The following is a 19,575-nucleotide window of genomic DNA, read 5'->3' as shown; positions in this document are numbered from 1 at the left end:
GGCAACTCCTTTCAGGGAATAAAGATTGAGGCCTGGCGGCCTTTGGCGGCCATTTTTGCGGTCAGTTCCTCCAGCGGGCCGAATTCCATGGCGCTGGCCAGGCAGTGCAGGACACAGGAAGGCTGCCCCCCGCCGGCGACACGGTCCTCACAGAGGTCGCAGTATTGGGTGGGAACAGGGATGTAGCGGTGCTCCCAGTGCTTGTCATCCATCAGCTGCCAGGGGCCGAGCTCCAGAAGTTTGATTCCCCACTGACCCAGGGGCAGCATTTTTTCATTTTTACAGGCCACTTCACAGCTGTGGCAACCAGTGCAGTATTCATTGTCAATCAACAGTCCGTATTGTGCCATTTTTCTCATCTCCTTTAAAGTAATTTTGTCTCAATGATCTCCTGGCTGCTGAGCTGTCCAGCCTTGGCAGATCTTTACCCCTTCCGCGGCATTAACCGTGAAGGCATCTGCGCCAATATGCCTGCAGGCAATCTCCGTAACCGGATTGCCGCCAATAATCACTTTCAGATCCTTTCGCAACCCGGCTTTCTCAAGGGCATCCACGACGTGCTTCATGGAATCCAAGGCCAGAGTTAAAACACCGCTCATACCTACAATCGCCGGCTTAACCTCGCTGACTTTCTTGACAAAAGCACTGGGCGACTGATCTATTCCCAAGTCATAAACCTCAAAACCTGCCGCTTCCGCCATCCCTTTAAAAATATTCTTGCCGATATCATGCAAATCTCCTTCGACGGTACCTAAGACAATCGAACCGGCCTTAGCCCTGTTGCCTGTTCCTAAAACGGGTTTTAAAATATCCAGTGCAGAGGATAAAATCTCTCCTGAAAAGATAAGATCGCCCACATAATACTCATTCTTCTCATACAGGTCCCCCACTATGGCCATACCATTCTGACAGGCGATTACGAGGGCTTGAGCTTCTTCTTCCGTGGGGTTGGCGGCAACAAATTCATTCAGAGTCTCTATTACCGCATTTTCATCCAAATCCCCAATAGATTGAGTAAACTTTTGCAAATCAATCATACGTTTCCCTCCAAAATGTCAATCAGAACCGGCCCTTCAATCAGCCGCCGCTTTTACTGGCCCGATTTTGTTCTGACGATAAGCATTAGCATAATTGCGGCAGTGGCGATCTTGTCCCAGCAATGCTTCAACAGCCAGGATCGTGGCTATGATATCTCTGTTTAAGGGATCTAAGATCGCCGAATTCATTCCCGCAAACATCGCAAGGGCCAAGAAGTTCTGGTTCATGATTTTCCTGAGCGGCATACCAAAGGAAATATTGCTCAAGCCGGAAGTTACTTTAATATCAGGGTAAAGCTCCTTGACTTTTCGGGCAGCCGCGGCGAAGTTTAGCAGGGACTGATTGTCCGCCGACAAGGCGGTCACCAAGGGGTCAATATGAATTTTGTCAGGGGTGATAGCATAAGCTTGAGCTTTTTCAACGATCGCCCCGGCAATCTTCACCCGGCTTTGGACATCTTTGGGGATTCCGGCATTATCACAGGTTAACGCCACCGTTTGCCATGGGGTCCCCTTGATCAAGGGAAAAATGACGTCGCATTTGTCGCCCTCTAAAGACACTGAGTTGATCAGCCCCGGATGCTTAACGCAGTTGAAAACGGCTTCAATCGCCTTGGGGTTAGGGCTGTCGATAGCAATAGGGGTATCCGTTGCCTGCTGCACAATGTCGATCAGCCATGCCAGTGTTTCAGCTTCAAGTTCGGGGGCAGTACCTGCACAAACATCAATATAAGCTGCGCCGGCTTGCCCTTGCTTCATAGCCAGATCATGGATAAATCCCTCGTTTTTTGTCTCAATGGCCTGTTTAACATTGGGAATTGTGCCATTAATTTTTTCGCCGATAATAATCAATAAATAGTCTTCCCTTCTTCCCTTAATCCGCCCGGTAGATAGTGCAGGGCATGCTCTTGAAGTGGGTGCCGAAACCGAGTTTGCCGTTTTCCTTATTAGGGATCAGGTTGTTAATATTGCATTCCCAGACATCAAACATTTTTTCCGGGCCTCTTTCCGGATACCACCAGCCATGATCGATGGAAACGACATTTTCTTTGACGATGGGCGTCAGGTGGGCATACAGCTTGGCTTTGCTCCAGGGATTTTCCACATAGATCCAGGATCCTTCGGTGATCCCTTTGGCAGCAGCGGTCTTGGGGTTGATCTCCGCCGTGGGCCAGGGATGAATTTCCCGCAAGGTCCTGATCTGGCGGTGCTCGGAGTGAAAGGAGGTAAAGCGCCGGGCGCCGGTGGTCATGATCATGGGATAATCCCCGGCGATATCCGGCCTGGAGACGGCGCTGAACTTGGGCTCCATATAATATGGAAGCGGGTCTTCATCCAGCGCCTCCAGCATGGTGCTGTACAATTCAATCATGCCGGTGGGCGTATTGACTCCCGGCTGGCCGTCGGGACGCAGCAGGCCCTTCTCGTATTTGCGGTACTCCAGTTCGTATTGGGCGATGACCCGTTCTTTCAGCTCAGGAAAGGTAATGTCGACGCCGGGCATGGGGGCCATATCATGGCTGAGATAGCTGTCGGTATCCTTCCATCTGGGGTCCTGGCTGTCCGGGTGCAGGCGGTGATGCAAATCTAGGAGGATTTCCAGATCGCTCTTGGTTTCCCCAAAATCTTCGATGATTTTCACCAGCGCACCGTACTGACCGGGCTGGGAAGCCATGCTGTTCATGACGATCCCGTCGTGTTCCAGGGAAGTGGAGATCGGCAGCACCAGATCGGCCAGGCCGGCAATCGTAGGATTCATGAAAATATCGGAAGCCACAATAAAGTCCAGTTTGCGCATCGCTTCATACCACCGTTTGGGCTGGACGACAATCGAGGAAGCGAGGAAGTTGGTGCTTTGGATAAAAGCGAACTTGATCGGATACGGCCTGCCGGTTTCCAAAGTATCCAGCGTACAGTCGGGATGGGTGGTATTTACGATCATCGGGATGGCGGGAAATTCTTTGTAACCGATCCCTTCAAACTCTGCTTCTGCTTCTTCAGATTTCTGGTTCGGATCATTGTTGACGTCACCCGCAAAAAAGGTCGGCTGTCCCATGAACAAACCGCCGGGAATATCCAGGTTACCGGTGATGGCGAAAATACTGTAGAGGGCATGCCCAATCTGGATACAATTGGGGTTCTGGTCGATAGCCAGACCGATGCAGGCGCTGGAGGGTTTCTGAACCAGGCACTCAGCTACCGCGTAAATATCTGCGGCCGCCACACCGGTGATCCCCTCGGCCCATTCCGGATTATACTGGTTAGCTCTCTCCGCCAGCTCCTCAAAGCCATAACACCATTTCTCCACAAATTCCTTATCGTATTTACCGGTTTTGATGACAGCGTGGAGCAGCGCCAGGGCTAAAGCAGCGTCGGTGCCGGGCCGGAGCTGGAGATGGTATTCCGCCCGCGTCGCCAGCCAGTTGGCGCGGGGATCTACAGAGATCAGCTTGGTGCCGCGTTTCATGAGTTCAATCATGGAATGACCCCAAAGGCCGTCCGCATTGCAGCGCAGTGGGTCCCGGCCCCAGACCAGCATATACTTCGGTGGTTCCCAGCGAGGATCATCGTAACGCAAGGGCAGACCGTTGGCATAGTCGTATTCCACGTAAGCGCTGCCCAGAATCCAGCTCATCACCGCCATGCGGGGAACGAGGCAGGACCAGCCGCTGTTGGGATGGACGATAGTTTTGCTGCCGAAAACGTCCAGGCAGAGGGGAGTCTGATAACGACAGGCTTCCCGGCCGGTGCCGGACCAGACGGAGACGGAGTTGACGCCCCATTTTTCCGCACAGGCCTGATAATTTTCCACGATGATGTCGTAGGCCTCATCCCAGGTAATGCGTTGCCACTTGTTTTCGCCGCGCTGGCCGACCCGTTTCATGGGATACTTGATCCGATCGGGATGATAGAAATATTCCTTCATGGTCAGGCAGCGGACGCAAAGACGGCCTTTGGTGATGGGGTGATCCGGGTCGCCCTCCACTTTCTGAAGCTCGCCATCTTTAACGAAAATACGCAGGCCGCAACCCACCCCGTGACAGCCCGGGGGCGACCAGGCATTCGTACGATAGACTTTGGTGCCGTCCGCCAGCTCGGTCACAGCCGGGGCGGATTTTTCGTTCCAATGTAGTGTAGCCATGGGATTTCCTCCAATCATGATATTTTGAAGATGAATTTTTGCCTGCCCTTTTGTACTGCAAAATGTGTGCCACGTTGAAGTTCGGTTTCGGCAATGGAAAGATTACCCCTAAACTGTCCCGCCGGCCGACAGTGAGGGGCTTCGCGCAACCCAAAGTTCTTCTTTGAACCAACTTTTTTGTTGCATCAATCGCACTTATGCGATGAGACTTTCGCATTATGATTTTCTGTCGCACAAGCAGGGACGACAAGGTCAAATAAGATGGGTCAGCCCACGATGGCAGTGAGTTTGGAAATAAAAAGGGCCCTGAGAAACAGGGCTGAAGTTTGATTTATTGATTTGGGCGGCTGCGGCATAGTTGCCATAGAATTTGTCAAGGGCTTTCCCCGCAATACGGACGTGGTTTTTGAGCGTCGTTTGTAGCGGGGGTGGCAGAATTAATCACATGACTTGCCAATGGGACGTAATATGATAAGAAGCAATGTGCTTAATAAGTTTGAAACGGGAGAAGGTTATGGAGAAAAAGAGAGTATTAATCGGCAGCCCTATACGCCAAAGCCCCCATGTACTAAAAGAATTCCTGGATTCTCTGAGGGGCCTCGAGCAAGGGGAGCTGGAATTGAACTATATCTTTGTCGATGATAACGAGAGCGAAGAATCCAGCCGGTTGCTGGTGAATTTTGAAGAGGAGGGATTGGCCACCCTGATCAAAGGGGACAAGGGGGAGAAAAGGTCGGGGGACTATGTATGCGACGATATCACCCACCATTGGCGGGATCACTTGATTCAGAAAGTAGCCGGATACAAAAATTTAATGATCGAGAAAGCCCTTGAGTGGGGGTATGATTATCTGTTTCTGGTTGATTCGGACTTGGTTCTGCATCCGGCAACCCTCCGGCACCTTGTGAGTACCGGCAAAGAGATCATTTCGGAAATCTTCTGGACTGCCTGGTATCCGGGAAGTCGGGAGATGCCTAATGTATGGCTTTATGATCATTACGACATGTCACCTCGGCAAAGGGGAGAAAAATTAAGCCAGAAAGATCTGGATATAAGAGCCCAGGGGTTTATCGACCAGTTGAGAATACCCGGGGTTTATGAGGTGGGGGGACTGGGCGCCTGCACTTTGCTCAGCCGCCAAGCCCTGCAGGCAGGAATCAGTTTCAGCGAGATAAAAAACCTGACCCTATGGGGAGAAGACAGGCATTTTTGTGTAAGAGCCAATGCCTTGGGCTTAAGCTTATGGGTGGACACCCATTATCCGGCTTACCATATTTACCGGGAATCATCAATGGCAGGGGTGGAGGAATTTAAAGCCGTTTGTAGAGGGGAAAAACCGCTGGGGCAGGGGAGCTGTATCGTACAAGAGCAGCATAAACCGAAACTGACCTTATCCATGGTCATGAAAAATGAAGCAACTAAAGATTTGGCAAGGGTGCTCCGGGAGCACCGGCACTATATTGATGCTGCGGTGATCATCGATGATGGAAGCACGGATAACAGTGTAGAGCTGTGCCTAAGCATACTTCAAGGAATTCCTCTTCAGATCATTGAGAATTCCGCTTCTAAATTTGCCAATGAGGTAGAGCTCAGGAAGCAGCAATGGCGGGCAACTGTGGCAACTAATCCGGAATGGATATTAAACCTTGATGCCGATGAAGTGTTTGAGAACAGGTTCAGACAGGAGGTCAGGATGTTGATCGAGGATCCTGACACAGATGTATGGTATTTCCGGCTTTATGATTTTTGGGATGAGAGCCATTACCGGGAAGATGAGTATTGGAATGCCCACTCCACCTACCGGCCCTTTTTGCTGCGCTACCGGCCGGGCTTTGTTGCCGAGTGGCATGAGGTTGCCCAGCATTGCGGCCGCTTCCCGAAAAGCATAAAGACCCTTCCCTACAAGCTATCGTCATTAAGGCTAAAACATTTGGGCTGGGCCGATCCCAAGCACCGCATGGCTAAATATCAGCGCTATATGGAATTGGACCCGGAAGCCCGCTATGGTTGGAAAGAGCAATATGAGTCCATTCTTGACCCTAATCCCAGGCTGGTGAAATGGGAGGAGTAAACTTATTGAACCATACCCCAAACCGATACGGAAAAGCCAAGAGATAGGCACTGCCTCTTGCGGGACAGCGCCTATCTCTTGGCTGATTTTTTGAATATACGAAGACCCTCTCATAAGCATTGTCTGCAGTTGCCTTATCCGAACAAGCCGCTGTGGGTTCCGGTGCGGGTGAGGGTCAAAACCAGTATGTCATCCTCAGTTTTATAAATGAGCAACCAGTCCGGTGTGACGTGGCACTCGGGGCTTAAGAACAAATGTAAAGGAACCTTGACAAACAAGATGGAACTGGATTACAATAAAAATGTAAAGGAAACTTGTCGTCACATTAGGGGGTGATTGCTTGGACAACAAAGTGGAGCAGTTGAGAAGGGAGCGGGGGCTGAATCAGGAAGAGTTTGCCAAGGCCATTCGTGTTTCAAGGCAAACGGTCAGCTCAATCGAAAACGGAAAATACAATCCGTCTTTAGAGTTGGCCTTTGCTATAGCAGATTTTTTTGAAAAGTCCATAGAAGAGATTTTTATCTATGAAAGGAGAAAAGAGAATGAAAAAAAGTAATCTTTGGGCAGGAATGCTCTTTATACTGGGCGGTGTTGTATGCCTGGCCATAGCTCTGATGCTGGATACAAGATTGGATAGCTTATTGTTTGGATTTGCCGGTGGTTTAATCGCTCCCGGAGCGATTATGATCATCAAATACTTTTATTGGACCGCTCCCCAAAACAGAAGCAGATATGCTGAGCGGTTGGACAATGAGAGGATCGAATTGGGTGATGAGCGTAAAGAAAGACTAAGGGATAAATCGGGAAGATATGCTTATTTGCTGGGGCTGCCGGTGCTCAGCGCTTCTGTAGTGCTTTTTGCCATACTGGGAAAGTTGGAAGTGATTACTAACGCCAAACTGATCATTTTATATTTGGCAGGGTATTTTGTCTTTCAGTATGTTGCCGGGGTGGTCATATTCAGACATCTCAATCATAAATATTGAAGCGGTCTTAACTGATTCTTGTTTCTTTAAAAATGTTAAATATAATTTCACTGGGAATTACCGCTTTATAGGTGAAATTTATAGTGGCTGCTTACTAAGGATGATAAAATAAGGTTAGAATGTCTCGTAGGAAGGTGAGCGGCTTGAACCATATGCCTGAGGCAGTGACACTGGGGCGTTTTCTTGAACAGCAGAAGCTGGAGCCTCTTCGTGAAGATCCCCTTTTTCAGGAAGAGATGCTGGCTCTGGCTATCCAAACTTTATCTTTCAGCAGTCGGGAGAGCGGGCTCTCGGAGGGCGGGAACAACAGGCTGCCGGGCAAGTCTCTGAGCTTGCCCTTAGCCGGCAGTCATGTGCACCTGGAGGATCAGGGAAAATACCTTCGTCTTCGTATAGCGGAAGGTGAGGAAAAGACTCCCCGTACCCAGGGCAGTTTCCTATGTGCGTTTTCTCGGACCTGGGAGGACTTCTGTACCCAGGCCGCGGACTGGATGGAGCGGGAAAAAGGGAGAATCCTGGGCGCTTGCGAAGCGTTCACCAGGAATTTAACCGAGCAGATTACCCAGGGATACGGGCTGAGCATTCTTGCCGAGCTCAAAAAAACTCTGGGAGTGGATCTCTTTCTTTTGGATAAGCATTTTAAGGTTCTGTCCTGGGAAGGAGGAGGGCGCTTCCCCTTTCATCCTGTTTCCTTTGTGACGCCGAAGCTCTCCCATTTCAAATCCATGGATTTACTGCTGGAGACTCCCTTGGGCATAGGAAAATGGAACGACTCTCAGTATAAGGAGCTTCCTTTAAGCTGGTATCCTCTGGCAGGCCATCAGGGGGTGCTTGGATACATCGGTTTGGGAATAGAGCAGGGGGAGCTGAATCCGGTGGGGAGACTCTTCCTCTATAAAGCAGCGGTCCTGCTTTACTTTGAACTGGCAAAAGCCCAATCCGTAGAGGACACGGAGCGCCAGCATTATCGGGATTTCCTTTTTGATCTTCTGTATAATAACTTCGACTCTCTGGAAGTGGTGCAATCACGGGGCAAGCTTTGGGGAATGGATCTGACCAAACCCCACCTGGTGGTGGTTGGAGAGATCCCCGGCTATGACCCGGACTCCATGGACCAGTTAGCTTTTCAGGAACTTCTGGATACTGTGTCCACGGCCTTGCGCAATCAGCCCCGGACCATCTTCCTGGAACGCAATGATCAGATTGTCCTTCTTTATCCCCTGGAAGGGATGATACCCCTCAGTCAATGGGAAGCTACAGCCAAAAAACTGCTCAGTCCTCTCTTAATCTTACTGGAAGGCCTGGAAGAGGAGCGGTCCATGATGTTTGGAGTGGGCAATCTTTATGCTTCCGCCCGCTTTATCCACCGCAGCTTTCAGGAGGCTAAGTCCGCCCTGGAGCTGGGGCAATTGTTCAACCTTCAGGAACGGGTGATCCTGTTTCAGGATTTGGGAGTGATGCGGCTTTTGCTCAATCTTGAGCAGCAGGAGCTGGAGGATTTTCGCAATGAGGTCTTGGGTCCTTTGCTTAAATTCGATCAGGAGAACAATCTGCACCTGGAAGAGACCCTGCTGGCTTATCTGGCTTCGGACGGAGATTTGAATCTGGCGGGAGACCGGTTGTTTCTCCATCCCAATACTCTGCGCTATCGCTTGAAAAAGGCTGCCGAGGTCCTGGATCGGGATCTGAACAGCCTGGAAACCCGGATGAATTTGTTTATCGCCTTAAAAATCGGCCGGCTGAAGTCCCTCTGGCAGGAATAAATCCTTCTGTCCAGGTCTATAAACGCTGCCGAATATCCACAGACAACATTGGCTTACATCGAGGAACATATTGACGAGCAGGTTGATATTGAACGTCTTTCCAGTGGTTTGGTAAAGAGGCCTGTTATGGAGTATGTTAGGATAATAAAAACAAGCGCTCACTTCTTGACTCTGACATCGTGTCGTAGTTTATACTCCTATTGAGGAAGGAGGTAAGGAAGAATGGAAACCATGAAAATCAGCCATGTATCCAGAAGCCTTGGCATATCAACAAGAATGCTGCGCTATTATGAGCAGGCCGGGCTTATTGAGAGCCTGCGGCGGGATGATTACGCCTATCGCATTTATGATGAGACTGCCCTTGCAAAGTTGCGGCAGATACTGATTTTACGCAAGCTCAGAATCCCTGTTAAGCAAATCAAGGTCATTCTGCAAAAAGCAGATGCCGTTGCGGCCATCGAGATCTTCAGGCAGAATATCAATGAATTGGATGCAGAGATAACCGCACTGTCCACGATACGAAGCATCCTGAGCCGCTTTATAGATGAATTGCAGGAGACGGCGAACATAGAAATCCATAACCTGGTTGCCCAGGATAAAACCCTATTGGCTTCCATAGAATCCTTATCCCTGACAAGCATTAATTTTATGGAGGATAAGACGATGGAGCGTTTGAAAAAAGCAGAAGAAAGCCTGTCGAAGCTGAATGATGTGCGGATCACCTATCTGCCGCCGGCAACCGTTGCCTCCGCCCATTATATCGGCGATGATCCCGAATCCTATACCTATAAATTAATTGACCAGTTTGTACGGGATACGAATTTAAGCATAATCAAGCCTGATTTGAGGCATTATGGCTTCAATCACCCCAACCCTGTGGACGAAACGGGCTATCACGGTTATGAAACCTGGGTGACCATCCCGGAGGATTGGGAAGTTCCGGTCCCGCTCATTAAAAAGCACTTTGCCGGAGGGCTTTATGCCGCCCATATGATCGCCTTTGGCAATTTCAATGAGTGGCAGTGGCTTTTTGACTGGGTGGAGAAAAGCGAGCAATATGAATTTGCGGGCGATATGCAGGATCAGGAGCATATGTGCGGACTGCTCGAAGAGCATCTGAATTATCTTAACCATGTCCATCTGGATAATACCGAGCCTAAGGACTTGCAGCTTGATTTGCTGATGCCCATCCGGGAGCGGGCATAATAAAAAAACCTAAAAGAAGTTTAAAAACTTTGAAAATCCTGATAAACCTTTGCACCACATGGGGGGCAAGGGTTTTGTTTTTTATTACAAAGGAAGCGGAAGATTTTCATGAAGTTTTATAATGCCGAACAAGTAAAGTGAAGCTAGGAAAAAGAAAAAATTCACGACGTCACCAAAACCAAAGGAGGGATGCTTATGGCAGAGCTCGTGTGCTCACCTGAAGGGGCTGCGCAAACACTTCATCTTCAAGCCCGCATCGCCACACTGATGGCTCTAAGCGGGGTTTTCTCTGCAGGTGGGGAGAATCTCCAGCGAACTCTGACAACGTTGTCTGAAGCCTATGCTCAGTGGCTGGAGGAAAAGGAAGGGGTATTGGCTGAGGAAGAAGAGATTCTCAATCAACTGCTCCAGGCCCAAGAGGGAAAAGAGAAAAAAACTCTGGGGTATGAATTCAACCGGCTGTTTGTGGGGCCTCAATCTCCAACCGTTCCCCCTTATGAGTCCGTCTATCGCCATGGGGAACGCCTGGTCATGCAAAAATCCACCTTGGACGTTCGCCGCTGGTATCGCTCGGAAGGGTTATCCTTGGCAGGGGCAAGCAAAGAGCCTGACGATTACATTGCTACGGAACTGGAGTTTGCCGCCTACCTTCTCGCCAAGGCCTTGGCAGGGTTTCAGAAAAACCAACCCGGAGAAGCCCAACTCTATCTAAAAAACTACAATGCTTTTTACCAGGAACATCTGAGAATTTGGCTCCCTCGCTTTGTGACAGGCCTTTTCACCCATGCCAGAGAACCCCTCTTTCATGTCTTGGGCGAGATGATCCTAAAAACGGTGAGAGCTGTTCCATCTTAATTACCCCACCCATGGAGTTGCACAAAAAAGGAGGTCTACTATGAAAATCACACGTCGCCAATTTATTGGCGGAACCGCTGCAGTCACCGCCGGGGCCGGGTTGTTCGGCTTTAACATGCTGGCTGAATCGGATTTTGCCAGGGCTGCCGGGGCTGAAGCCGGAGTTAAGACATTCCGCAATGTCTGTCCCCGCAACTGTTATGACACCTGTGCCCAGATCTCGTATGTAGAAGACGGGGTGCTCAAAAAAGTGGAGGGAGACCCCAAGAGCACCTATACCAACGGCAAGCTCTGTCTCAAAGGCTATAACTATACCCGCCGGGTTTACAGCCCGGACCGGATTAAATACCCCATGAAGCAAACTCCCCGGGGTTCAGGGAACTGGGAGCGGATCAGCTGGGATGAAGCCATGAACACCATTGCCGGAAAGATTCTCGATCTGAAAAAGCGTTACGGCTCCACCTTGCCCATCTGTATGAATAAGTACTCCGGCAACTTTGGCATTACCCACTACGGTATTGAAGGAACCATGTCCAGCATCGGCTATACCACCAGAGCCATCGGAACCCCCTGCTGGCCGGCGGGCATCGATTCCCAAACCTATGATTTTGGGACCATCGTCAACAACGATCCGGAGGATTTTGTCAATGCCAATTACATCATTCTTTGGGGCTCCAACTGCGCCTGGACGGGAGTGCACAGCCTGCCCTTCATCACCAAAGCTCAGGAGAGAGGGGCCAAAGTAGTGGCTATTGATCCCGTTCTGACCTCCACAGCCTCCAAGGCGGATCTCTATATTCAGATCAATACCAGTACCGACGGGGCTCTGGCTCTCGGCATGGCCCGCTATATACTGGATCATGATCTGGTGGATTGGGATTATGTCCAGGCCAACAGCATCGGCTTTGCAGAATGGGCGGACTATGTAAAGAAAAACATCACCCTGGATTGGGCCGCGGAAAAGACCGGCATTCCCAAAGAAATCATCAGCCAGCTTGCCCATGAATACGCCACTGCCAAACCGGCTTCCATCTGGGTGGGCTACGGTATGCAGCGCCACACCAACGGCGGGCAGAATGTCCGCATCATCGACGCCTTAGGCTTAATGACCGGCAATATCGGCAAGTCCGGCGGCGGCATCAACTATGCCCATCTGGAAACCTGGGGTTTTAACTACCATGCCATGGTCATGCCCGCCCCGGAAGGCTCGGTAGGGATGGCAGGACCTGACGGCACTTATACGGACCGCTCTGTCAATATGAATAATTTTGCTGCCGATGTTCAGGCTCTGACGGATCCGCCGGTCAAAATGCTCTGGATTGCCGCCCGGAATCCGGTGTCCCAGGATCCCGATACCCATGATATCATCAAAATGTTCAATTCCATGGAACTTGTGGTTACCGTAGACTCTTTCTTCAATAAGACGGTGGAGCAGTCGGATATCGTCCTCCCCGCCACCACTCATTTTGAGGACTGGGATGTCATGGCCAGCTACTGGCATCACTGGGTCGGAGTCAATCAGCGGGCCATCGACCCCATGTACGAGTCCAAGAGCGATGTGGAGATCGCCATGGCCCTGTCCAAGGCCATGAATGCCCTGGAACCCGGCTCCTGCACCTACCCCACCGAGGGTGATCCCGAGGAATGGACAGCTAAGGAGTTCAATGACGGAGTCTATAACATGCTGGGAATCACCGATTATAAGGAATTATTGGCTGGACCCCGCAAAGCTAAATTCTCACCGGCAGCCTGGGCCGATGGTAAATTCCGTACTCCATCCGGGAAATTTGAAGTCCACAGTGAGCGCGCCGCTCAAAATGGTCTGCCTGCCATCCCCATCTGGGTGGAGGAAATGAAGGCTCCCGCCCAATATCCCATTCGCTTTATGACCCCTCATCCCCAACACGGTATCCACTCTCAATTCCAGAACCTGGACTGGATGATGGCTGCCAATCCGGAGCCCCTTCTGGAGATTCATCCCGAGCTGGCCGCCCGGCACGGCATCGCCGAAGGGGATCAGGTCCGGGTCTACAATGACTTAGGTGAAGTCACGATTAAGGCTCATCTGACCAGAACCACCTCCCCGGATGTGATCGTCAGCTATGAGGCCTGGTATAAGGATTCTCCCTTCAATGTGAACTATACCGTCAAGGCCATTCCCGCGGATATGGGCAAGCTGGCCACCGGAATGGACGGTATTGCCTTCCATGATAACTTTGTGGCCATTGAAAAGGCGTAAGGAGGGGATGAAGCATGAGTAAGCAATTAGGTTTCCTGCATAATTCAGAAAAATGTATCGGCTGCAGAGGCTGTGAAATGGCCTGCAAGAATGAATACCAAAGCGATGCCTCGGTCCGTTGGCGTCAGGTCTATCAGCTGCGGGAAAAAGATTTTTCCCTGCCCACACGGATGTTTATCTCCGTGGCCTGCAACCATTGCCAAAACCCGGAATGCCTGAGGGTTTGTCCGGTTAAAGCCTACACCAAACGGGAGGACGGCATTGTCATCCATGACCAGGAGCGCTGTATCGGCTGCAAGCTCTGTACCATGGCTTGCCCTTATGACCGCCCCCAATTCAATACCGTTGTCAAAAAAGTAGAGAAATGCAATCTCTGTTATGAGCGCCTGGATCAGGGGCAGCAGCCGGCCTGTGTGGCGGCCTGTGTTCCCGAAGCCTTACAATTGGTGGAGATGACGGATGAACTGGATTTGAAGACCGGAGTTCTGACCACCCTGCCGGGAATGCCTGATCCGGCAGTCACCCATCCGTCCATACGGTTCATCGGCCCGAAACAAGGGAAGCAAATAAGGAGGGATGTATAATGGGACATTGGGAATGGCCATTAGTGCTCTTTACCGTTCTCGGTCAAACATCCGTGGGAATCATTTTCTGTCTCTGGCTGCTGGAAAGGAAACGGGGTAAACAGGCTGTACAGGCCGGCCCCGAGTATCAAAAATTTATGCAAAGCTCCGTCCTGGTCTCAGGAGTGCTCCTGGCCGTGGCGATGATCGCCTCCCTTTTCCACTTAGGGCATCCTTTGGCCGCTTACCGGGCCTTAACCCATCTGGGCACCTCCTGGTTAAGCCGGGAAATTCTTCTCTTCGTCTTCACCTTTGGGGCCTGGGCCTATCTGGCCCTTCTCTCCAGAAGACCCGGAGGCAAGCTCACAGGAGTTTTAGCTCTCACTTCGGCCTTAGGCTTCCTGGGGATCATCAGCAGCGCCTTGATTTACACCCTGCCCCGGGTTCCCGCCTGGAACAACTTAGGACCGGTGATTTTCTTCCTGATGACGGGCATGATCTTAGGGGCCCTTGTCACGGCAGTCTTAGGCCGCAAAGCATTGGCCGGGGGAGAGATGAAGCAGATGCTGGGCATCGCCTTAGGCAGTGTTATGGGCAGTGCTATCCTCTATCTGCTCTACTTCTCCGGCTTGGAAGTTACCCCGGAGGGAGCCGCTACAGCCCAGGCCCTTTTAAGCAGTCCCGTCTTCTGGCTGAGGGCGGCGGTCGGCTGGATTCTCCCCATCCTTCTTATCCTCAATACCATCAGCAAGCAGGATAATCCCCAATCTCAGCTCATTGTTCTGGCTCTCACCTGCGGTGTCGTGGGCGAGCTCCTGGGCAGAGGACTCTTCTATGTCAGTGCGGTAGGAATGCAGATCACGGCCTTGATGTAATTCTCTTAAATTTAAACACCCTGGACTCTTCACTCTTGAGGTGAGGGTCCAGGGTATCTTAACTTTGAACTATGATCAAAACCTGGCAATCTTCGACACAAGATCTTTAATTGGGCGCTTTGACACTAAATTCCTATTGGGCTATATTTATGGTGTAAGGAGGAATTCAATATGACTTTAGCACAAAAAATTGAGCAGGAAAAACCTCTTCTTTAGCGAAGATAAGGGTAATTCATGAACAGCGATAATTGCAGGGGGGATTCCGGCATGGATACTTTACATCATCATATCTGTCCCCGAAACTGTTATGACACGTGCAGCATAATCAGCACCACTCGCCATGGCCGGTTGGTCTCCATCGAGGGCAATCCTGCCCACTCCTATACCCGGGGCAAGCTTTGCCCCAAAGTTATGGATGAGATTCATAAAGTATACAGCCCTCAGCGGATCCGCTACCCCCTGCGCCAGCGCAAACGCTTTTCGGGGCAATGGGAGCGGATCACCTGGGATGAAGCTCTGGAAACCATCAGCCGGAAGATTCTTGACCTTAAAGATAAGTATGGAACCACCCTGCCCCTTGCTCACAATAAATACTCCGGCAACTTCGGGATCCTTCATAATGCCCTGGAGGCTTTTCTGACAGGTCTTGGTCCCACCACCCGGGCCGTGGGCTCTCCCTGCTGGTCGGCAGGGGTGGAGGCTCAGGTCTTCGATTTCGGGGCCTTCTTTTGCTCCGATCCTCTGGATATGGAGAAGGCTAAGCTCATCTGGATCTGGGGAGCCAATCCCGCCTGGAATGCCGCTCACCAGATGCCCATTATCTTTCGGGCTATGGACCAAGGGGCCAAAGTCATTTGTCTGGATACCCATTTTTCAGCTACGGCTGCCCGGGTTCATCAATTTGTGCGGGTGAATCCGGGTACGGATGGGCTCTTAGCCTTAGGCCTGGCGAAAATTATCGTCGATCATCAGCTTACAGATCCGGAGCTGCCCGACTATTCACTGGGGTATAATGAATTTATAGATTATCTGAAGGCGGAGATTGATCTCCGGGAATGCTCGGCAGTGACGGGGGTTTCCCTGGAGACCATGAAGGAACTGGCCCTGGAGTATGGGGCGGTGAAACCGGCCTGCATCTGGGCGGGCTTTGGACTGCAGCGCTATACCAACGGGGGACAGAATCTGAGAGCCATCGACGCCTTAGGAGCCCTGACCGGGAATATCGGCCGGCCCGGCGGAGGAGTTCAGTACGGGCATTTTGAAACCTGGCGTTTTGCCGGGCCCTTAGCCCATTCCCAATGCGGCCATGCTCAGGACCGGGAGTTGGATATCAATCAATTTCCCCAGCTGGCCTTAGAAGTCGATCCTCCTGTGAAAATGCTCTGGATCGCCAGCCGCAACCCCTTCCAGCAGGATGGCAATCATGCCGGCTGGCAAAAACTCAGTGAAACCTTGGAGCTTATCGTGGTTAGTGACCTCTTTCACACCCGTTCCTCCGCCGCGGCCGACCTCTTTCTTCCTGTGACCACCCATTATGAACATTGGGACCTTCATGCCAGCTACTGGCATTACTATATTGGGATCAATGAACCGGCCGTTGAGCCGGTGGGCGAAGCCCGCTCCGATCTGCAGATTGCCTGGGATTTGTCGAAACGCCTTAATCAAAGCTCACCGGGCAGCTCGGCTTTTCCCACAGAAGGGTCGGAAAAGGAGTGGGTCCTCGGCGCCATCGGACCGGAGATGCTGGCCATACTGGGAATTGACTCGGCTGAGGAGCTGCTTAAGGGTCCCAGGCGGGTAAACTATCCCGGGACCGCCTGGCAGGGACGGCAATTCCAAACTCCCTCAGGCAAGTATGAATTTTATGCGGAGAAAGCTCAGGAATGGGGCCTCCCCCCTTTGCCTGTTTACCGGCCGCCACGTCAAGCACCCCCGGAAACTCCTCTGCGCCTGCTGACCCCCCATCATTTATCCGGGCTGAATTCCCAGGTCTATCTCTATTCCGAAGAGAGCGACTCCTTATTGAAAGCCCGGCTCCATCCTAAAACCGCTGAAGGCTATGGCTTGAACAGAGGAGACAAGGCCATCTTATGGAACCGGGGCGGGAGTTTCCCGGTCATCATCGAGCCGGACCTGGGCATAGGAGAGGGAGTTATCGTGATTTATCAGGAGAACCGGCCCAATCTAAAATCCCCCCACCTGAATCTGCTCAACCTTGGCGAATTGACCGATATGGGGAAATATGCCACAGGAGCTTATGGATTAGCCTTGAATGAGACCTTTGTCGGAATCAGAAAAACCACCTCATGAGGAGGGAAAACATGGCCAAACAATTGGGTTTCTTTTTGGATGTGAACCGATGTCTGGGGTGCGGAGCGTGCATCAAAGCCTGCGCCAACCATAACCGCCTGCCTCCTTCCCTGACCTGGCGGAAATTGCGGCAGGTGGAAGATGTGGATGATGACCGGGGTCAGATTTCCCGCTTTTTTCTCTCCACAGCCTGCAATCACTGCGCCAATCCTGAATGCCTGCGGGTCTGTCCCTACGGAGCCTATGCCAAGCGGCGGGACGGTATCGTCCTTCATTTTCCGGACAAATGCGGTTCCTGCAAATCCTGTGTGGCCTCCTGCCCTTTCGGCGCTCCCCAAATTAATCCCCAGACAGGCAAAGCCGGCAAGTGTCAGCTTTGCCATGAGCGGCTGGATAAAGGGAATGCCCCCTACTGCGTGCAGGCCTGTGTCACCGGAGCCCTGCAGCTCAGAGAAATTCAGGGCAATCCGACGGACAGGATTCTGCGCCTGACGGCTCCTTTGCCGACGTTGCGTTTAACAAAACCCTCCACTTTTTATTACCCGCCCAGAGGAACAAAAATTCTTTAGCATAATGGAATAACCCCAGGAATCAGAGGCCAAAACAAAAGCCCAGTCTTTGTAGAAAATTACAAAGAACCGGGCTTTTTTTGTAGATATTTACAAAAGGCTTTGCTTGGGGTTGATGAACACAGACTTCTTTAATTAACTTATTCATATTGTAACAAAATGTACAAGGTGTTGTCAAGGATGCAAATTTACGGTATATATTCAAGGAATTTGCAGGACAGCATGATGTGAAAGATTTCCTCCTCCTGCAGATTCCGGCTGCTGCAGTCAATGCCTACGAGATTGTTGATGCTGTTCAGCCGGTAGGTCAGGGTGTTCCGATGGAGGTGCATCTTTTCGGCGGCCAGGGATTTACTTTGTCCGAACTGAAAATAAGTGAGCAGGGTTTTAACCAGCTCCGTGTTATTTTTTAGATCGTAATGATGGAGCAGCTCAACCTTGGTATGGATAAATTGGTTCTTGCCATTCTCAACGAAGATGAACCGGCTGAGGTGCCGGAAGACATGATCATCAAAGAAATGAAGGGCCAGAGTAGGATCCTGAGCCAGACCATATTTGATAGCCAGACTGCATTCATCATAATGTCTTTTCAGGTTTTTGAAATCATAGAAGACCGAACTGACCCCGATGGTTAAGAAAAACTTCTTGACGAAAGAGGCCAGCCTGGCCCGCAAATCTTCCCGGTCAAAGGGAAAATCAGCATGACGCAGGATCATGACCACCCCGTCTTTGTAATTCAGAATGATAGCGGCAGGGAAAACTCTGGACAGCTCCTGGACAATAATATTCAATAAAGTATCATCCCTCTGCATCTTATTCTGCATTAAATTTAAGCAAAGAAATTCATCAAACACCTTCCACCCTTTAGCTTGGAGGGAATTGATGATAATGCTTTCTTTGACATAGATGTGATTCAGCAGCTGATAAACAAAGCCGTTGGCATTGGAGGAGAGAATCTGGAGATCCGGAATAGTTTTAATAGCCTGTTCAAGAATACTGCGGAAATGGGCCACAAGGGTTATCTGCCCCAAGGAAAAAGGTTGATTGACTTCAAGCAGATGCAGAGCCCCGCAGCGTTTTCCCGATTGAAACAGATTGGCGATAAGATAAGTGTAATCATGCATAGGAAATTTAACGATAAAAGGCTGCTCAGAAGGTTTCTTTTCTGCTATTTTAAGAAGCTCACTGTATAAAGGATGTTCATAGGAAAGATAACCCTCATTCAGCAGTTCCCGCCAAAGGGTATCGGTACAGCTTGCCGGGATGTCGCCGGCGGCCAGGATCAGTGTATTGAGGGGGCCGAGCAACATCATGGGATTATGAATCTCTTCCAGGGCAATGGCGAAGAGGTGTTTCGTGGGTTTCTTGGCTATCAGTGCTGAGAGCAGGGCATTGTTCCAATCATCATATTTCTTTTGAATTCTGAAGATATGGCCGGCAATCTCGACAGGTGTCAGGGAATCATCGAAACAAATGATATTGCACCGGTTGCGTTGGGCAAAATCAAGATCAAAAGCACCGGTGGCGATCAGATTCACATCCTGCAATTTTCCTTCCCAGGCGGCCAAGGCAGTTGTGGCGGCTAAATACAATGTGTCCTTTAAAAAGCCGTCGGATGTTTTGTCAAAACCTGCCATGGAGCGGATGGTGAGGTCAATGGCATCATGGAGATAAGATTTGGGGTTCAGCTCTCTTAGTTCGTCCAAAAGAATATGCATATTGATATTCAATTTACTCCCCCTCCCGCCAGGTCGGCTGAACGATTTACAGCACATTGCTCAAAAAGACCGGATAGAGTCATTATATATCTTTTTTAAAGAAGATTCCAAATAGATAAGCATCTTTCTCCATCAGAAGTAAGAGTTAAAAAAATTGGAACTGTCTGACTTGTCCAAAAATATCAAAAAACTATAAAAAATACTGTCAGTTATGAACAATGACGCATTCGGTGAAAAATGC

At 50.5% G+C, this 19,575-nt stretch carries 16 protein-coding genes and 1 pseudogene; 11 read left to right on the top strand and 6 right to left on the bottom strand.

Annotated elements, in window-relative coordinates:
• Positions 1-11: 11 nt before the first annotated feature.
• From DESLBE_RS13935 to DESLBE_RS13920, 4 genes are read right to left on the bottom strand one after another with little or no spacing between them, the layout of a single operon-like run.
• On the bottom strand, positions 12-350 hold the full coding sequence (locus DESLBE_RS13935) for an oxidoreductase (protein ID WP_015942827.1): 339 nt from the start codon (positions 348-350) through the stop codon (positions 12-14).
• Between the two features lie 30 nt (positions 351-380).
• The gene (locus tag DESLBE_RS13930; protein ID WP_011459167.1) at positions 381-1,037 is read right to left on the bottom strand and encodes a cobalamin-dependent protein; all 657 of its coding nucleotides are present in this window, start codon (positions 1,035-1,037) and stop codon (positions 381-383) included.
• A gap of 36 nt (positions 1,038-1,073) precedes the next feature.
• Complete coding sequence (locus tag DESLBE_RS13925; protein WP_005809919.1) at positions 1,074-1,889, bottom strand: methyltetrahydrofolate cobalamin methyltransferase; 816 nt, start codon at positions 1,887-1,889, stop codon at positions 1,074-1,076.
• A gap of 22 nt (positions 1,890-1,911) precedes the next feature.
• Positions 1,912-4,179 carry a molybdopterin-dependent oxidoreductase gene (locus DESLBE_RS13920; protein ID WP_011459168.1) on the bottom strand — a complete coding sequence of 756 codons (2,268 nt, stop codon included), beginning with the start codon at positions 4,177-4,179 and terminating at the stop codon, positions 1,912-1,914.
• 514 nt (positions 4,180-4,693) lie between these two features.
• On the opposite strand from DESLBE_RS13920, the gene DESLBE_RS13915 reads away from it, so the two are divergent.
• Complete coding sequence (locus tag DESLBE_RS13915; RefSeq protein ID WP_144677357.1) at positions 4,694-6,250, top strand: glycosyltransferase family 2 protein; 1,557 nt, start codon at positions 4,694-4,696, stop codon at positions 6,248-6,250.
• 134 nt (positions 6,251-6,384) lie between these two features.
• Here DESLBE_RS13915 and DESLBE_RS13910 read toward each other — a convergent pair.
• Positions 6,385-6,489, bottom strand: a pseudogene (locus tag DESLBE_RS13910) (type II toxin-antitoxin system mRNA interferase toxin, RelE/StbE family); the annotation flags it as partial.
• Between the two features lie 101 nt (positions 6,490-6,590).
• On the opposite strand from DESLBE_RS13910, the gene DESLBE_RS13905 reads away from it, so the two are divergent.
• The 10 genes from DESLBE_RS13905 (at position 6,591) to DESLBE_RS13860 (ending at position 17,616) form a co-directional block, all read left to right on the top strand.
• Positions 6,591-6,806, top strand: a complete 216-nt coding sequence (locus tag DESLBE_RS13905) for a helix-turn-helix transcriptional regulator (protein ID WP_005809912.1) — start codon at positions 6,591-6,593, stop codon at positions 6,804-6,806.
• Positions 6,793-7,236, top strand: a complete 444-nt coding sequence (locus tag DESLBE_RS13900) for a hypothetical protein (protein ID WP_015942830.1) — start codon at positions 6,793-6,795, stop codon at positions 7,234-7,236. Before DESLBE_RS13905 ends, DESLBE_RS13900 begins: the two co-directional genes overlap by 14 nt.
• A 119-nt stretch (positions 7,237-7,355) precedes the next feature.
• Positions 7,356-8,999, top strand: a complete 1,644-nt coding sequence (locus tag DESLBE_RS13895; RefSeq protein WP_144677355.1) for a helix-turn-helix domain-containing protein — start codon at positions 7,356-7,358, stop codon at positions 8,997-8,999.
• Between the two features lie 222 nt (positions 9,000-9,221).
• Complete coding sequence (locus DESLBE_RS13890) at positions 9,222-10,205, top strand: effector binding domain-containing protein (RefSeq protein ID WP_018307109.1); 984 nt, start codon at positions 9,222-9,224, stop codon at positions 10,203-10,205.
• Positions 10,206-10,394: 189 nt separating this feature from the next.
• Positions 10,395-11,060 carry a molecular chaperone TorD family protein gene (locus DESLBE_RS13885; protein ID WP_144677353.1) on the top strand — a complete coding sequence of 222 codons (666 nt, stop codon included), beginning with the start codon at positions 10,395-10,397 and terminating at the stop codon, positions 11,058-11,060.
• A 40-nt stretch (positions 11,061-11,100) separates the two neighbouring features.
• Positions 11,101-13,299, top strand: a complete 2,199-nt coding sequence (locus DESLBE_RS13880; RefSeq protein ID WP_005809903.1) for a molybdopterin-dependent oxidoreductase — start codon at positions 11,101-11,103, stop codon at positions 13,297-13,299.
• 14 nt (positions 13,300-13,313) lie between these two features.
• On the top strand, positions 13,314-13,883 hold the full coding sequence (locus tag DESLBE_RS13875) for a 4Fe-4S dicluster domain-containing protein (protein ID WP_011459174.1): 570 nt from the start codon (positions 13,314-13,316) through the stop codon (positions 13,881-13,883).
• Positions 13,883-14,737: a DmsC/YnfH family molybdoenzyme membrane anchor subunit gene (locus DESLBE_RS13870; protein WP_144677351.1), complete on the top strand. Its 855-nt coding sequence runs from the start codon at positions 13,883-13,885 to the stop codon at positions 14,735-14,737. Before DESLBE_RS13875 ends, DESLBE_RS13870 begins: the two co-directional genes overlap by 1 nt.
• Before the next feature lie 267 nt (positions 14,738-15,004).
• Positions 15,005-17,047, top strand: coding sequence for a molybdopterin-dependent oxidoreductase (locus DESLBE_RS13865; protein WP_144677349.1), 2,043 nt, complete (start codon positions 15,005-15,007; stop codon positions 17,045-17,047).
• An 11-nt stretch (positions 17,048-17,058) separates the two neighbouring features.
• Positions 17,059-17,616: a 4Fe-4S dicluster domain-containing protein gene (locus tag DESLBE_RS13860; RefSeq protein ID WP_144677347.1), complete on the top strand. Its 558-nt coding sequence runs from the start codon at positions 17,059-17,061 to the stop codon at positions 17,614-17,616.
• Between the two features lie 188 nt (positions 17,617-17,804).
• Here the strand turns inward: DESLBE_RS13860 and DESLBE_RS13855 are convergent, their stop codons facing one another.
• Complete coding sequence (locus DESLBE_RS13855; RefSeq protein WP_144677345.1) at positions 17,805-19,346, bottom strand: helix-turn-helix domain-containing protein; 1,542 nt, start codon at positions 19,344-19,346, stop codon at positions 17,805-17,807.
• Positions 19,347-19,575: the final 229 nt, after the last annotated feature.

The organism is Desulfitobacterium sp. LBE, assembly GCF_007830365.1.
GTDB lineage: Bacteria > Bacillota > Desulfitobacteriia > Desulfitobacteriales > Desulfitobacteriaceae > Desulfitobacterium > Desulfitobacterium hafniense.
The sequence above is the reverse complement of the archived record's forward strand: the minus strand, read 5'-3'. Positions and strand labels throughout refer to the sequence as shown.

Coding starts and splice junctions, on each gene's coding strand:
- DESLBE_RS13885 (WP_144677353.1), top strand. CDS start 10,395: ATGCTTATGGCAGAGCTCGTGTGCTCACCTGAAGGGGCTGCGCAAACA.
- DESLBE_RS13930 (WP_011459167.1), bottom strand. CDS start 1,037: ATGATTGATTTGCAAAAGTTTACTCAATCTATTGGGGATTTGGATGAA.
- DESLBE_RS13860 (WP_144677347.1), top strand. CDS start 17,059: ATGGCCAAACAATTGGGTTTCTTTTTGGATGTGAACCGATGTCTGGGG.
- DESLBE_RS13920 (WP_011459168.1), bottom strand. CDS start 4,179: ATGGCTACACTACATTGGAACGAAAAATCCGCCCCGGCTGTGACCGAG.
- DESLBE_RS13890 (WP_018307109.1), top strand. CDS start 9,222: ATGGAAACCATGAAAATCAGCCATGTATCCAGAAGCCTTGGCATATCA.
- DESLBE_RS13875 (WP_011459174.1), top strand. CDS start 13,314: ATGAGTAAGCAATTAGGTTTCCTGCATAATTCAGAAAAATGTATCGGC.
- DESLBE_RS13865 (WP_144677349.1), top strand. CDS start 15,005: ATGGATACTTTACATCATCATATCTGTCCCCGAAACTGTTATGACACG.
- DESLBE_RS13880 (WP_005809903.1), top strand. CDS start 11,101: ATGAAAATCACACGTCGCCAATTTATTGGCGGAACCGCTGCAGTCACC.
- DESLBE_RS13915 (WP_144677357.1), top strand. CDS start 4,694: ATGGAGAAAAAGAGAGTATTAATCGGCAGCCCTATACGCCAAAGCCCC.
- DESLBE_RS13895 (WP_144677355.1), top strand. CDS start 7,356: ATGTCTCGTAGGAAGGTGAGCGGCTTGAACCATATGCCTGAGGCAGTG.
- DESLBE_RS13870 (WP_144677351.1), top strand. CDS start 13,883: ATGGGACATTGGGAATGGCCATTAGTGCTCTTTACCGTTCTCGGTCAA.
- DESLBE_RS13935 (WP_015942827.1), bottom strand. CDS start 350: ATGGCACAATACGGACTGTTGATTGACAATGAATACTGCACTGGTTGC.
- DESLBE_RS13900 (WP_015942830.1), top strand. CDS start 6,793: ATGAAAAAAAGTAATCTTTGGGCAGGAATGCTCTTTATACTGGGCGGT.